This is a genomic window from Aldersonia sp. NBC_00410, from assembly GCF_026342035.1.
GTDB lineage: Bacteria > Actinomycetota > Actinomycetes > Mycobacteriales > Mycobacteriaceae > Aldersonia.
Genome location: NZ_JAPENM010000007.1, coordinates 332,569 through 346,411, shown reverse-complemented (window position 1 = coordinate 346,411; position 13,843 = coordinate 332,569). Strand labels below are relative to the sequence as shown.

15 protein-coding genes and 1 pseudogene are annotated in these 13,843 nt (G+C 67.4%); 8 read left to right on the top strand and 8 right to left on the bottom strand.

From position 1 onward, the window contains the following. The first annotated feature begins 42 nt into the window (after positions 1–42). The 4 genes from OG921_RS18210 (at position 43) to OG921_RS18195 (ending at position 3,470) form a co-directional block, all read left to right on the top strand. Positions 43–729: a YcnI family protein gene (locus OG921_RS18210; RefSeq protein WP_266113904.1), complete on the top strand. Its 687-nt coding sequence runs from the start codon at positions 43–45 to the stop codon at positions 727–729. Beyond that, positions 726–1,262, top strand: a complete 537-nt coding sequence (locus OG921_RS18205; RefSeq protein WP_266113903.1) for a copper resistance CopC family protein — start codon at positions 726–728, stop codon at positions 1,260–1,262. Before OG921_RS18210 ends, OG921_RS18205 begins: the two co-directional genes overlap by 4 nt. 6 nt (positions 1,263–1,268) lie before the next feature. Then, entirely contained in the window at positions 1,269–2,234 is a 966-nt protein-coding gene (locus OG921_RS18200) for a copper resistance D family protein (RefSeq protein WP_266113902.1), read from the top strand. Between the two features lie 135 nt (positions 2,235–2,369). Beyond that, positions 2,370–3,470 carry a glutamate--cysteine ligase gene (locus OG921_RS18195; protein WP_266113901.1) on the top strand — a complete coding sequence of 367 codons (1,101 nt, stop codon included), beginning with the start codon at positions 2,370–2,372 and terminating at the stop codon, positions 3,468–3,470. Here OG921_RS18195 and OG921_RS18190 read toward each other — a convergent pair whose 3' ends face one another. Then, positions 3,471–5,024, bottom strand: coding sequence for a succinic semialdehyde dehydrogenase (locus OG921_RS18190; RefSeq protein ID WP_266113900.1), 1,554 nt, complete (start codon positions 5,022–5,024; stop codon positions 3,471–3,473). Positions 5,025–5,155: 131 nt separating this feature from the next. Here OG921_RS18190 and OG921_RS18185 point away from each other — a divergent pair, with 131 nt between their 5' ends. Next, positions 5,156–5,536 (top strand): DUF5313 family protein, encoded by a 381-nt coding sequence (locus OG921_RS18185; RefSeq protein ID WP_266113898.1) that lies wholly within the window; start codon positions 5,156–5,158, stop codon positions 5,534–5,536. A 35-nt stretch (positions 5,537–5,571) separates the two neighbouring features. On the opposite strand, the gene OG921_RS18180 is transcribed toward OG921_RS18185, so the two are convergent. The 3 genes from OG921_RS18180 to OG921_RS18170 are packed head-to-tail and all read right to left on the bottom strand — an operon-like array spanning position 5,572 to position 6,863. After that, a complete protein-coding gene (locus OG921_RS18180) occupies positions 5,572–6,015 on the bottom strand; it encodes an SRPBCC domain-containing protein (RefSeq protein ID WP_266113897.1) in 444 nt (147 codons plus the stop codon). A 45-nt stretch (positions 6,016–6,060) separates the two neighbouring features. Next, positions 6,061–6,414 (bottom strand): metalloregulator ArsR/SmtB family transcription factor, encoded by a 354-nt coding sequence (locus OG921_RS18175; RefSeq protein ID WP_266113896.1) that lies wholly within the window; start codon positions 6,412–6,414, stop codon positions 6,061–6,063. After that, positions 6,411–6,863: an SRPBCC domain-containing protein gene (locus tag OG921_RS18170; protein ID WP_266113895.1), complete on the bottom strand. Its 453-nt coding sequence runs from the start codon at positions 6,861–6,863 to the stop codon at positions 6,411–6,413. The genes OG921_RS18175 and OG921_RS18170 overlap by 4 nt, the downstream gene beginning before the upstream one ends. 151 nt (positions 6,864–7,014) lie before the next feature. On the opposite strand from OG921_RS18170, the gene OG921_RS18165 reads away from it, so the two are divergent. After that, positions 7,015–7,416, top strand: a complete 402-nt coding sequence (locus OG921_RS18165; protein ID WP_266113894.1) for a MarR family winged helix-turn-helix transcriptional regulator — start codon at positions 7,015–7,017, stop codon at positions 7,414–7,416. 35 nt (positions 7,417–7,451) lie between these two features. Here the strand turns inward: OG921_RS18165 and OG921_RS18160 are convergent, their stop codons facing one another. Together OG921_RS18160 and OG921_RS18155 are read right to left on the bottom strand one after the other, a co-directional pair. After that, positions 7,452–8,303: a CoA ester lyase gene (locus OG921_RS18160; RefSeq protein WP_266113893.1), complete on the bottom strand. Its 852-nt coding sequence runs from the start codon at positions 8,301–8,303 to the stop codon at positions 7,452–7,454. A gap of 108 nt (positions 8,304–8,411) precedes the next feature. After that, positions 8,412–8,648 (bottom strand): annotated as a pseudogene (locus OG921_RS18155) (3-phenylpropionate dioxygenase); the annotation flags it as partial. Between the two features lie 26 nt (positions 8,649–8,674). On the opposite strand from OG921_RS18155, the gene rraA reads away from it, so the two are divergent. Beyond that, a complete protein-coding gene (rraA, locus tag OG921_RS18150; protein ID WP_266113892.1) occupies positions 8,675–9,172 on the top strand; it encodes a ribonuclease E activity regulator RraA in 498 nt (165 codons plus the stop codon). Positions 9,173–9,195: 23 nt separating this feature from the next. Here rraA and OG921_RS18145 read toward each other — a convergent pair whose 3' ends face one another. Both OG921_RS18145 and OG921_RS18140 read right to left on the bottom strand, forming a co-directional pair. Next, the gene (locus tag OG921_RS18145) at positions 9,196–10,023 is read right to left on the bottom strand and encodes a hypothetical protein (RefSeq protein WP_266113891.1); all 828 of its coding nucleotides are present in this window, start codon (positions 10,021–10,023) and stop codon (positions 9,196–9,198) included. A 204-nt stretch (positions 10,024–10,227) separates the two neighbouring features. Beyond that, positions 10,228–10,449, bottom strand: coding sequence for an RNA-binding S4 domain-containing protein (locus OG921_RS18140; RefSeq protein WP_266113890.1), 222 nt, complete (start codon positions 10,447–10,449; stop codon positions 10,228–10,230). 145 nt (positions 10,450–10,594) lie between these two features. On the opposite strand from OG921_RS18140, the gene lysX reads away from it, so the two are divergent. Continuing rightward, entirely contained in the window at positions 10,595–13,840 is a 3,246-nt protein-coding gene (gene lysX / locus OG921_RS18135) for a bifunctional lysylphosphatidylglycerol synthetase/lysine--tRNA ligase LysX (protein ID WP_266113951.1), read from the top strand. Positions 13,841–13,843: the final 3 nt, after the last annotated feature.

Genomic DNA, 13,843 nt, shown 5'->3' with positions numbered 1-13,843 from the left:
CGTCCCCCGAACCACGAATCCGCAAGATCGAGAGAGTAATTCATGGACAACTTCATTTCGCGTACCACTTTTACCCGTGCGGCGCTCACCACCACCGCGTCGGTGACGGCCGTGTTCCTCGCGGGCGGCATCGCGTCCGCCCACGTCACCGTCGACGCTCCCGGCGCGACGCAGGGCGGTTACACCGTGCTGACCTTCAAGGTGCCCACCGAGTCGGACACGGCGAGCACCACCAAACTCACCGTGACCCTGCCGGAGTTCAAATCGGCGCGCCCCGAGCCGATCCCGGGTTGGCAGTCGGCGGTCGAAAAGAATGCCGACCAGGAGGTCACCGCCGTCACCTGGACCGCTGATCCGGGCGCGCCGGGCATCCCGGTCGGCCAGTTCCAACGGTTCGCGCTGTCGGTCGGGCCGTTGCCCGACCAGGACGAGGTGAGCTTCACGGCGAGCCAGACCTACAGCGACGGTCAGGTCGTCGACTGGAACCAGCCGATGGGCTCCGACGGCAGCGAGCCGGAGCACCCCACGCCGTCCGTCACGTTGGCGGAGGGCTCCGGCGACGATCATCACGCGGCGACCGCCACCGCCGATCACCACGACTCGGAAGAGGCGAGCGACACCGACACGGCGGACTCGACGGCCCGCTGGCTCGGTGGCATCGGCCTGGCGCTCGGCGCGATCGGGGCCGCGCTCGGCATCGGCGCATACGTGCGTGGACGCTCGCAATGACCTTGCGGCGCCTGCTGTTCGGATTGTTCGCCCTCGTGTGCACTGCCCTGCTCGGTGCGGCACCCGCAGTGCTGTTCGGCGCCGGAACGGCGGTGGCGCATTCCGTCCCGGTCGCGAGCGATCCGGCCAACGGCGCCCGCGTCGATTCGGGTCCGGAGCAGGTCAGCGTCACATTCAACGAGGCGCTGCAGGAGAGTTATGCCGCGTTGACCGTCACCGGTCCCGATGGCAACCAGTGGTCCCACGGTGATCCGGTGGTCAAGGGGGCGACGATCAGCGTCGGTCTCGGTGAGCTCGGTCCGGTCGGGGACTACACGATCGCCTACCGGGTCACGTCCGCGGACGGGCACCCGGTGAGCGGCACCCGCACGTTCACGCTCACCGAGGCAGGCGACGGAACGCCTACCTCCACGACGGCTGCGCAGTCCGACGAGTCCGACGGCGGAGTACCGATCTGGCCATTCGTCGTCGTGGCAGTCGTGCTGTTCGTCGGCGGTCTGGCGTTCGTGCTGCGCAAGCCGAAGAACGGCTGAGCAGTAATGGTGGGCACGGCCACATACCCGGCCCGGTGGCGGCTGGCGTTGGCCGTGCCCACCACCATGCTCGGCGTCCTGCTCGCCTGGCTGCTCGCCTCGCCGCAGGCGCCGCAGCCGGGCAGCCTGATCCGCGCACTCGCCGACTGTCTCGGCTCGGTGGTGATCGGGCTGGCGGTGCTGCCCCGACTCGAACCGGGACACGCTGCCCGTGTTCCGGATTGGCGTTCGCTCGCAGCCGTCGCAGCGGCGTGGACGGGATGCGAGGCGGTGCTGCTCGTACTGACCGCGGCCGAAGTGGAGAACCGCACGGCCGGCGCGCTCGACGTCGCGGGGTTCCTCGATTTCGTGCGGCATGTCAATTCGGGCCGGATCGGAATCGTCGTGCTCGCGGCGACTTCGGTGCTGGCGGTGTACTGCGCGTATCGCTACCGCAGCGCGCCCCCGAACGTAGGGGGCCGGAACGCCCAGCCGCACAATGCCGACCCGGTGCTGGTCCTGGCCGCGGTGGCGATCGTGTTGCGGCCCATCACCGGGCACATGTCCCAGCAACCATTCGGGTCGATCCTCGCTACCGCGCACACCCTCGCCGCGGCGCTCTGGTTCGGATTGCTGGTGGCGATCGCCCTGTCCGCGCGAACCCGCCGGGACTGGGCCGCGCTGCTCCCGCCGTACTCCACGTGGGCGGTGCGCTGCGTCGTCATCCTGGCGATCAGCGGAGTGATCAATGCCCTGGTCCGGCTCGACGGCGTCACTGGACTTTTCGACACCGGCTACGGGCGCATCCTGGTCGCAAAACTGATCGCACTGCTCACCCTCGTCGGCCTCGGCTGGTGGTGGCGCCGCGTGTGGGTGCCTCAGGCGGGCGCGCACCGCACCGACGCGGAGGTCTCGCTGCGGCGGGCGATCACGGAGGTGTGCGCCACCGCCGCGGTCTTCGGGCTGGCCGCCGTGCTCGCCACCGCCGCCTGACCGTGCGCACCCCCTTTCTTGCCGACTGAACGGAACCGTTCAGTCGATCTGATCGCATGAACGGTACGTTCAGTCGATCCGGGCGCGCCCTCCCAGCTTGGGTGTGGCGGGGTTGAAACCGGGTATTCCGGACTCGTGAGCGCGAGCGCGGGTGAACTGCCGACCATCGGTGTCGAGGAGGAGCTGCTCCTCGTCGACCGGGCGACGGGGCATCCATCCGACCGCAATCGCGACGTGGCCGATGCCGCGGACGCGCTCGGTCTGGAGCTGCAACTCGAACTGACAAGTTGTCAGGTGGAGACCACGACGCCGGTCGTGTCGAGCAGCGCCGAGTTGCGTCACCACCTCGTCGAGCTGCGGTCGAAGGTCGTCGAGGCCGCGGGGTCGGTTGGGCTCGTCGTGCTCGCCGTCGGTATCCCGCCCGCGGTGCCCGACGGGTTCCCCATCACCGACACCCCGCGCTACCGACGGATCGCGCAGCACTACGGGATGATCGCCCATGAGCAGGGCATTTCCGGGTGCCACGTCCATGTCGCGGTCCCGGATCGCGAGGCCGCCGTGCAGGTGAGCAATCATCTGCGTCCGGCCCTGCCGATTCTGCTTGCCCTGACGGCGAATTCGGCGGTGTACCGCGCGGCAGACAGCGGATTCGCCAGTTGGCGGCACATCCTGTGGTCGCGCTGGCCGGCCGCCGGTCCCCCGCCGCACCTTCACTCCGCCGCGCACTACGACGCGCACAAACAGATGCTGCTCGACACGGGCTTGCTGCTCGACGACGGCATGCTCTACTGGGATGTCCGTGCCTCGGAGAACTTCCCCACCGTCGAGGTTCGGGTCAGCGATGTTCCGGCGACTGTCGACGAAACCGTCACCTACGCGACGATCGTGCGCGCGCTTGTGCTGACCGCGCTGCGTGAACTGGAAGCCGGGCGCACAGCGAACGAGGTTGCCGACGCGCAACTGAATGCAGCGCTGTGGCTCGCCGCCCGGGATGGGCTGTCGGGCAATGGAATCGACCCGGCTACCGGGGCCGCTCGACCGGCCACCGACCTGCTGGATACGCTGCTCGAACGGATTCGCCCAGCGCTCGAAGACCTCGGCGAGTACGACAAGACCGTCATGGATCTGCGTGAGCGAAAGGCGAATGGCAACGGCGCAATCCGGCAACGTCGCGCGTTCCTCGACGGCGGCATCGACGCGGTGCTCACCGAGTCCGCCCGCCTCACTCGAGCGTGATCAGCGCCCGGGCAGGCGCTGCACCACACGGAACAGCGGGACGAACGAGCGCTGCCACACGTTCTGCGACACACCCTTCGGTGGATCCAGGGTCATCACCCGACTGGTCGCAACGGTCTGCGATTCGGTGTACTTCAGCAGACCGTCCGGCCCGTGCCGCCGTCCGACACCCGACGCCTTCATGCCACCCATCGGCGCGGCGGTGCTGCCGAACGCCGGTGCGTACCCCTCGTCGACATTCACCGTGCCGCTGCGCAATCGGGCGGCGATCGCCTCGCCCTCGGCCTTGCTACCGGCCCAAACACTGGCGTTGAGTCCGTATTCGGTGTCATTGGCGCGGTCGATGGCCTCGTCGACGCTGTCCACCGGATAGATCGACACGAGCGGTCCGAACGTCTCGTTGCGCGCACACTCCATTTCGTCGGTGACTCCGGTGAGCACGGTCGGCTCGTAGAACAGCGGGCCGACATCGGGGCGCGCCTTGCCACCCGCAATCACCTTGGCGCCCTTGACCTTCGCATCGTCGACGTGCCCCGAGACGGTCTTCACCTGGTCCTCGGAGATGAGACTGCCCATGTCCGCGGCGAAGTCGTAACCGGCACCAAGTTTCATCGCGCGGACGCGGGCGCCGAACTTCTCGGTGAACTCGTCGGCCACCGCGCGGTCGACGTAGATCCGCTCGATCGAGATGCACAGCTGCCCCGCGTTGGAGAAGCACGCCCGGGTCGCGGCGCGCGCGACCACGTCGAGGTTCGCGCCCTTGGTGACGATCATCGGGTTCTTGCCGCCGAGTTCGGCCGAGAATCCGATCAACCGCCGGCCGCACTGCTCGGCCAGCGTCCGGCCTGTGCCGGTGGATCCGGTGAACATCAGGAAGTCACAGTTGTCCACGATGGCGGTGCCCACCACCGAACCGGGGCCGGGCACCACGGCGAACACGTCGCGCGGCAGTCCGGCCTGGTACAGCAGTTCTGCGCAGGCGAGGGTGCAGTACGGCGTCTGGCTGTCCGGTTTCACGACAACGGCGTTGCCCGCGATTAGCGCCGGAATCGAATCCGAGATCGAGAGCGTGATCGGGTAGTTCCAGGGCGAAATGACGCCGACCACGCCCTTGGGGTGGTAGTTGACGACGGCCTTGGTGAGCGAGGGCAGCAGGCCCTGCACACGCTTGGAGCCGAGCAGCTTCGGCGCGGTCCGTGCGTAGTAGCGCGTGTTGAGCAGGACGTCGACGACCTCTTCCTGCGCCGCGGCACGAGCCTTGCCGGTCTCGGCCTGCGCGACGTTCATGAGGAACTCGCGCTTGGCGACGACGAGCTCACGGAATCGCTCGAACACCGCGACGCGATCGCGTACCGGCAGCTTCGCCCAGCGCTCCTGCGCCGCGCGCGCCTTGGCGAACGCCGCGGTCACGTCCTCGGCGGTGCCCACCGGGATCGTGGCGATCTCCTTACCGGTGAAGACCTCCTCGACGGATCGGGACTGCCGCGCGGCGGGGTCCTCGATCGCGGCGAGGCCGCGCATACGGGCGAAATCGGCAGCGGACGGAGCAGGCATCGTCGCTCTCCTACTAATCAGTAACTCGGGGTTACACACAAACTACCCCTGCCGGCCGAGTGAGACGAGCCTCAGGTCGGGAATGATGCGCTGATTTGGCGTTTTGTCCCATCCGAGGCAGTCTTTATTGCATGTCCGCACCGACCCGCCCAACCTGGATACAGCGCATCCGGTACACGTGCGGGGCAACCCTGCCCGACTCGATGCGCGACTGGGTGTTGGCCGACCTGACCGGCCCGGGCGCCACCCGCCGCTACCTGATGCGGTTCCTGCTCCCGATGATCCCGGTACTCGCGCTGTTTCTGCTCGTCCCGGGACCGATGTGGATGGGGTGGGCGATGATGGCCCTGCTGTTCATCCCGCTGGTCTACTTCACGATCGCCCTGATGTACGTCTATCGCAGGCACCGACTGGTCAAGCATGGCCTCGACCCGGAGCTCGCCAACTCGGCCGGGCGTGCCCGCGATGATGCGGTCCGCTCCGACTATGAGCGCCGGCACGGTCGCGGCTGAACCGGGGCGCGCTCCCGGTCCGAGCCCACGAACAGTTATTTCCAGTTTCCGAGCCTGACGTCGTTCGGATTCGGCGCGCCCTGCCCGGTTTCGAGGAGGGACTTCAGGCTCAGCAGGAAAGCCGCCCACTTGGTGCTGCAGTGGTACATGAACTCCACCGGCTGCCGCCAGCCCTGGTGCTGGAACAGCACGATGGTGTACTCGTCGGCCCGCTCGAGCCTCCAGTCGATATGCGTGCCGATCCACTCCTCCGGTCCGTCGATGACCTCCCACAACACGTGTTCGTTGGGTGCGAGATCGAGGACCTTCATGTCGAATCCGCCTTCCTCGAAGCGGAATTGGAGTACGCCGCCGGTCGCGCCGCCCTCGCCGGTGGTGTCGTCGGTCCACCAAGCGGCGAGTCCCTCGGCGGTGGTCAATGCCGAATAGACCTCGGCCAGCGGCGCTTTGACGCCGATCCTGTGCAAGATGTCCACCATTTCGGATCTTCCTTTCTGCGTGTTTCTTACTGTCCGTTTCTCTTGCTAGGACTCTTCTTTTCGTTCGTCCTTCGCGAACTGGATCGCCTCGGCGATCCGCTTGATCCGTTGCAGTCGCGCGTCCCACGCCGTTCCCACCGAGTTCAGTTGCGCGACCGCGCGAGCAAGTTGCGCCTCGTCCACGCGGTACCTCCGCTCTCGCCCGACCGGCACGACGTACACGAGACCGACCCGATCGAGCACTCCGAGATGCTTGGCGATGGCCTGCCGGGTCACGGGCAGGTGCTCGCTCAGGCTCGTGGCGGTGCCATCACCGCCGGCAAGGAGCAGATCCAGCATCCGCCGACGGGTCGGATCGCCTATCGCGGACCATAATTCGTCGTCGACGATGTTGCTCACTGACTTCGCACCAGCCGCGCGAGGTACTCGCCGAGCCGGGGCAGGTAATGATCCCAGCCGGTGACATGCTCACCGTGCTGCTCCGCGACCTTTGCCTCCTCCCAGCCCATCTCGCGGAATCCGGTTTCGGTGAGCAGGATTCGCGTACCGGTGCCGGACGCAACGAGTTCGAAGGTGACCAGCAAGGACGCGGCGCCGTCCTCGACCTTGTCGCCGGGGTAGCACCAGCGGAACGAAAACAGCCGGGGCGGATCGGCGTCGACCACGGCCATCGCACGGACTTCGACCCGGTCGCCCCACACGAGCTCCCCGACCGCCCCCGGTGCCGAATCGAAGTGCGCGTCGTCGGTCCACCACTGTGACACGTGCTCGGGCTTGCTGACCACCTCGTAGACCACCTCGGGCGAGGCCTCGACGTAGATCTCGCGTTCGATGCTGCCGTATTCCATTCCGGTCACCCTCCGATGTGCAACGTTTGGTTGCACATCACGGTAGACCAGGTCCGAGTGTCGCGCAACCATTGGTTGCACTGCCCGCAGTTGAATCGACGCCCAGGTGTTCGGCCGCCTGCACCGCATCTATCTGCGGTAACAGTCGTCGTTGGCGGCGGCGTTCGAGGAGCACGGCATCAACATGGCCTCGTTCGATGTGTCTGCCGCACTTCGTCGCTCGGGACCGCCGTTCCGGAAGACATCGGGCCAGCCGGCCGAGAGTTCGCTGGTCACCACCGGTGGGATCACGCTGCGGGTGGACCGGTTGGAAAAGGCCGGACTGGTCGTGCGCGTGCGCGATCCGGAGGACCGCCGGGTGGTCTACGCGTGCCTCACCGAGGAGGGCCTGCGCGTCATCGACGCGACCGCCGCGGCGCACTTCGGCAACGAATCCCGAATGCTGGCCGGCCATTCCGCGGACAAGCGCAAGCAGCTCGCCAGGCTACTGCAAGAGTTGGAGCCCTCCATCGTCACCAACGAATCCGCTGAGCTGGAAGAGGATTCGGTGTAACCCTGGGAAACGCGCAGCTACTACGGTAAGAAGGATCAGCCCAAGCCATAGGCGTCGGCGAGTTCGCAGACTCGCCGCGATCTGCCGAGCGCCGGGAGCTCGCTGCCGTCGGCAACGTCCCCGCCCCGGTCCTCGAAACTGCGCAGCAGCCGGCGGGCGCGTGTCACCTCGGCCGTGCTGGGGCTGGCCGCCTGGTTGATCACCGGCGCCTGCGTTTCATCGAGCGTCAGTTTGCCGGTCATGCCGAGCTCGATCGCGGTCCGAGTCCGAGCACGAACCACGTCGTGGTCGGGGTCGAGCGTCGGGCCGTCGATCGGGCCGGGCAGCGTGGCGATCCGACTGGCGATCACGAGCCGACTGCGCGGGTAGGCCATGGCAAGGTCGGTCGCGGCGGTGCCCGTGTCGCGGCGGTAATCGCCGGTGCCGAAGGCGAGGCGAAAGACGCCGGGCACCTGGGCGATTCGTACCGCCTCCTCGACGCCGAGGGCGGACTCGATCAATGCGATCACCGGCAAGCGATCGCCCAGCGCGTTCCGGGTCCGGGCAACGTGTTCGCCCGATTCGGACTTGGCGAGCATGACCCCCTGCACACCCTGCCAGGTACCGACCGCGGCGATGTCGGCGCGCCAATGCGGTGTGTCGACGGCATTGATCCGCACCCACGCACAGCCACCGGCGGCAAACCACCGTGCTGCCGTCACCCGTGCCGCATCCTTGTGGGCCGCGGGCACGCCGTCCTCGAGGTCGAGCACGACGGCGTCCGCCCGTTGCCGCGCTTCGGCCTCCGGTGGGCGGGTGGCCGCTCGCAACAGCCAGGTCCGCGCATACTCCGGGGCAACCCGCATCGCCACATCCTGCGTTGTCGCCACATCCTGCGTTGCAGTCATCGGCGGCATCCTTTCCTCGACGTCTACGTCAACGACTACCGAGTTGGGCGCGCGAGCTGAAGTTACTGTGCAAAATGTTCACAACCGCTAGGCGTTGACGGGCTCGGGCGCCATGCCGTCCAGCATCACCCGATCCTGTTCGAGCACCACCCAGTACCGCTCTTCGAGAACCGTGCGGTAGAGGAAACGCCACACATCGCGCTCCCAGCCCGTCACCCGGCGGTAGCGCCAGAAGAACTCCGCGGTGGTCTCCGCGTCGATCGGGGTCCCCATGCCGACGATGCCGAACGGCCCGCCCGGGCCAGGTCGATTGCCGATTTCCACGTACTCCGCGCCGACCAACAGCGCGCCCGGTGACTACCGTGTTCGGCGTGACCGAATCCTCCACATCCGAGATCAAGAACATCGCCACCGCCGACCTCGCCGACGAGATCGGCCCGGACATCCGCAGCTGTGACACCCAGTTCATCCAGTACGGACGGCGCGAGGCGTTCTCCGGCCGGATCACCACCATTCGATGCTTCCAGGACAACCTGCTGGTCAAGCAGACCCTCAGCGAGGCGGGAAACGGCGGCGTCCTCGTCGTGGACGGCGGCGCCAGCGTGCACACCGCCCTGGTCGGCGACATCATCGCCGGCCGCGGGGTGGACAACGGCTGGTCGGGTGTCATCGTCAACGGCGCCGTCCGCGACTCCGCGATCCTGCGCACCCTCGACATCGGCATCAAGGCGCTCGGCACCAACCCGCGCAAGAGCACGCAGACCGGATCGGGCGAGAAGAACGTGCCGGTCGAGATCGGCGGCGTCACCTTCGTGCCGGGCGAGATGGTCTACAGCGACAGCGACGGCGTGGTGGCGCGCGCCGAGTAGCGCGACCGCATCGCTCTGGGCGGTCAGGAAACCTCGGTGATACCCACGGTCGGGAAGAAGAAGCACGACGTTTCGCCGTTGCGGACCGTGCCGAAGACCGCGGCGAGCACCGTGCCTTCGCCGGTCTCCACCGGCACCGCACGCACGCCACCGAGCGGCATGCTCGCGGTGAGGAACGACGTGACGGCCTGGGCAACCATCGGACGCACCGCGGTCGGCACAGTGGTCGGGATCGCCGCCTCGGCGGTCTCGGCGACCGTGCCCATCGGTGCGAAGCCACCCTTGAGCGTGCTCAGGTTGAACCACGCCACCTGCATCCCGCCGGTCTTCGCCGCCTGATCACCGGCCGGCGTGGCGGGATCGGAGGCCAGACCGTAGGGGACGAATGCGAACAGCGTCTGGCCGGGTTGCACCGCGTTCACCGGTCCGAGCAGCGGCACATTGAGCTTCGGCCACGGTCCGGGCACCGCGCCCGCCGCGGCGGGCGTCGCGTGGAGCGGTAGTGCCGATCCGCCTGCGCAGAACGGCGCCGCCGTTGGGTACAGGAACGGGTCGATGCCGAGCTTGGCGAGTCCCTGCACAGCCGACTGGTAGCCGGTCATCAGGTCGGATGCATTGGCTGCCTCCGCGACGCCCATCGCGATGATCGACTCCGCAGCACCGAGGCTCGTCGGATCGTCGTTTCGGGCCTCGAGCGTGTCGACCGCGACGGCTAGCGCGGACGGCGCCGGACCGGGGTCACTGTTCGCGATCCCCGGCATGACGAGACCCACCCCGGTCGGGACGGCGATGCCGGTACCAGCGAGGCACACCAGCCAGAACCTGGCACGAAGGATCCGAGACAAGCGCATGAGGGCTCCCTGCACGCAAGGCCACAGCCGACCCTGTGACTGGTGTTACTAATGTGACAGTTGTTACTGCTGTGATTAGTGTGGGTACAGGGTTGGACTCGTGCAATCTCTGCCGCGCGCCGTTACCGAACCGGAACGCTCGGCGCTGTCAGGCCGCGACGACGCGGACGGCGCTGTCAGGCCGCGACGACGCGGACGGCGCTCTCAGGCCGCGACGACCCGCGCCGTGTGGCCCGCGACCGTGACCAGGTCCCCCGTGCGCAGTTGCCGCCCGCGACGGAGCTCGACTTCGTCGTTCACCCGCACGAGTCCCTCGGCGATCAGGCCCTTGGCCTCCGAGCCGCTCTCGATGAGATTGGCGAGCTTGAGGAACTGGCCGAGCCTGATGGAATCATCGCGAATCGGCACATCGGTTGGATCGGACACGCCTCCATCCTTCCGCGTCCACGCCACACGCGAAAGCCGGGGTCGAAGCACGGAAATCGGGGCGCTGACCCGCTAGTTTCGACTCGTGACCGCGACTGTCGACCCACCCGCGACCGATACCTCCGCTCTGCCGCCGCGGCGCGTGATCGGACACAAACATGGGCGGCTGAACCAAGTGCCGCATATCGCCGGTTTGGTGATGGGCGTCTTCGCCCTGCTGTGCGTGCTGTGGAGCATCTCACCCGCACTGCGGTACGTCGTTCACGACCTGCGCGAGTACATCGACAAGTACTACTTCGACGCGCCGGACACCAGCCTCGCGTGGGCGCTCGTCCTCGCGCTCCTCGCGGGCGCACTGGCCTCGCGCAAACGCATCGCGTGGTGGCTCCTCACGACGTATCTGGTGCTGATCGCGCTGGTGAACCTTGCCACCGTGCTCCAGGAAGACAACGTCCACGCCGCCATCGCACTCGGCGTGCACGTCGTGGTCATCGGCATCCTCATCGCTTCCTACCGCGAGTTCTACACACACGTGCGGCGTGGCGCGGTGTGGAAGGCGCTGGGCGTGCTGATCGCCGGCCTCGCGCTGGGCACCCTGGTCGGCTGGGGCATCGTCGCGCTGTTCCCCGGCACCCTGCCCGAGGACCAGACGTTCTTCTGGGCAGCCAACCGCGTCACCACCCTGGTGTTCTTCGACAACGACCAGTTCGATGGACGCCCGCACGGGTTTGTGAACACACTGCTCGGCCTGCTCGGCGCCCTGGCGCTGCTCGCTGCGGTGATCACGCTGTTCCGGTCCCAACGCGCCAGCAACGCACTCACCGGGACGGACGAGTCCGCGCTGCGCGGGCTGCTCGACCGCTCCGACGTCGAGGATTCACTGGGCTACTTCGCCACCCGTCGCGACAAGGCAGTCGTGTTCGCCGCGTCCGGCAAAGCCGCGGTGACCTACCGCGTCGAGTTCGGCGTGTGCTTGGCCAGTGGCGACCCGATCGGCCAGCACGAGGCCTGGCCGCAGGCCATCGATGCCTGGCTCGAACTTGCCGAGAATTTTGGTTGGACACCCGCCGTGATGGGCGCAAGCGAACTCGGCGCCACCGAATACAGTCGCGCCGGGTTGAACGTGCTGCAACTAGGTGACGAGGCGATCATCCAGTGCAAGGGCTACTCGCTGAGCGGGCCGGAGATGAAACCGGTACGCCAGGCGGTCAACCGGGTGCACAAACTCGGCGTCACCGTTCGGATCCGGCGGCACCGCGACATCCCGGACGACGAGCTGGCACAGGTCGTCCGGTGCGCCGACGACTGGCGCGACACCGAAACCGAGCGGGGCTTCTCGATGGCCCTCGGCCGCCTCGGCGACTCGACCGACGGCGACTGCCTGCTTGTCGAGGGGGTCGATCCGAGCGGCACCGTGCTCGGCATGCTTTCACTGGTGCCGTGGGGGCGAACCGGCGCATCGCTCGACTTGATGCGACGAAACCCCAAGGCGCCCAACGGAATCATCGAAATGATGGTGTCCGAACTCGCGCTGTCCGGGGTGGTCGCCAGGATCTCGTTGAACTTCGCGGTGTTCCGGTCGGTATTCGAGGAGGGTGGTCGCATCGGCGCCGGCCCGATCCTGCGGATGTGGCGGGGTGTACTGCTGTTCTTCTCCCGCTGGTGGCAGCTCGAAGCGCTATACCGATCGAACGTCAAGTTTCAGCCGGAGTGGGCGCCGCGTTACCTGTGCTTCGAGGACAACCGGCAGATCCCACGGGTGGGGATCGCCTCGGCGCTGGCGGAGGGATTCCTGCCCCGGCTAATACACGACGACACCCACAGCCACACCGGCGTCCGGGCCGCGGTGCCGCCGACCGTCGCCGGCCTGCATGCCGACGGCAGCGCACCGGATTTCGTCCAAGCCGAAGCGCAGGTCCTTTCCACCGGGCCGCGCCGACCGGAGCAGGTTCGCGTCCGCATGGCGAAGCTCGATCGGATCGAGTCCGCGGGAATCGACCCATACCCGGTCGCCTACCCACCGACGCACTCCGTGGCGGCGGCACTCGAACTGCCGAGCGGGACAATGGTTCGCCTCGCCGGACGGCTGCTGCGGATCCGTGACTACGGCGGCGTCACCTTTGGGCTGCTGCGCGACTGGTCCGGCGATATTCAACTGCTGATCGAACGGTCCCGCGCGGGCGCGGAGGCGTGCGACGAATTCGGCGCAGAGTTCGACCTGGGCGACCTGATCGAGGTGAGCGGCAAGCTGGGCCGCAGCCGGCGCGGCGAGTTCTCCATCCTGGCGACGGACTGGCGGATGATCGGCAAATGCCTGCACCCGCTGCCGGACAAGTGGAAGGGCTTGTCCGATCCCGAGACTCGGGTGCGGCAGCGCTACGTCGACCTCACGATCAATCAGCACTCGCGCGAATTGCTGGTCATGCGCAGTGCGGTGGTGAAGTCGCTGCGCGATTCGCTGGCCGCGCGCGGATTCCTCGAGGTGGAGACCCCGATCCTGCAGCAGGTGCACGGCGGGGCGAATGCGGCACCGTTCCGCACCCATATCAACGCCTACGACCTGGACCTGTATCTGCGCATCGCACCCGAGCTGTACCTCAAGCGGCTGTGCGTCGCGGGAATGGAGAAGGTCTTCGAGATCGGCCGGGTGTTCCGTAACGAAGGGGTCGACTTCAAGCACAACCCGGAGTTCACCATCCTGGAGGCCTACGAGGCGCACAGCGACTACGAGCACATGATGGTGCTGTGCCGCAAGCTGATTCAGGCTGCCGCGCTGGCCGCGCACGGCCGCGAGATCATTCTGCGGCCCGGACCCGACGGGGAGATGGTCGAAGTCGACATCTCCGGGGAGTGGCCGGTGCAGACGATGCACGGCGCTGTCGCCGAGAAGCTCGGGGTCGACGTGACGCCGCAGACCCCGCTCGACGAACTGCGCAGGCTCTGCGACGAGAACGAGATCCCCTACCAGCCCGGCTGGGACGAGGGCGCGGTCGCGCAGGAGATGTACGAGCACCTGGTGGAGGATCACACCGAGTTCCCGACGTTCTACACCAACTTCCCCACCTCGATGTCACCACTCACCCGCCCACATCCGACCATTCCCGGTGTCGCGGCGAAATGGGACCTCGTCGCGTGGGGCATCGAACTCGGGACTGCCTACAGCGAACTCACCGATCCGGTCGATCAGCGCAACCGCCTCACCGAGCAGTCGATGCTCGCCGCCGGTGGTGACGAGGAGGCGATGGAACTCGACGAGGACTTCCTGCAGGCGCTCGAGCACGCGATGCCGCCGACCGGTGGGCTCGGGATGGGTGTGGACCGGATCGTCATGCTGATCACCGGCGGGAGCATTCGCGAGACGCTGGCCTTCCCGCTGGCGAAGCCGAAGTAGCTC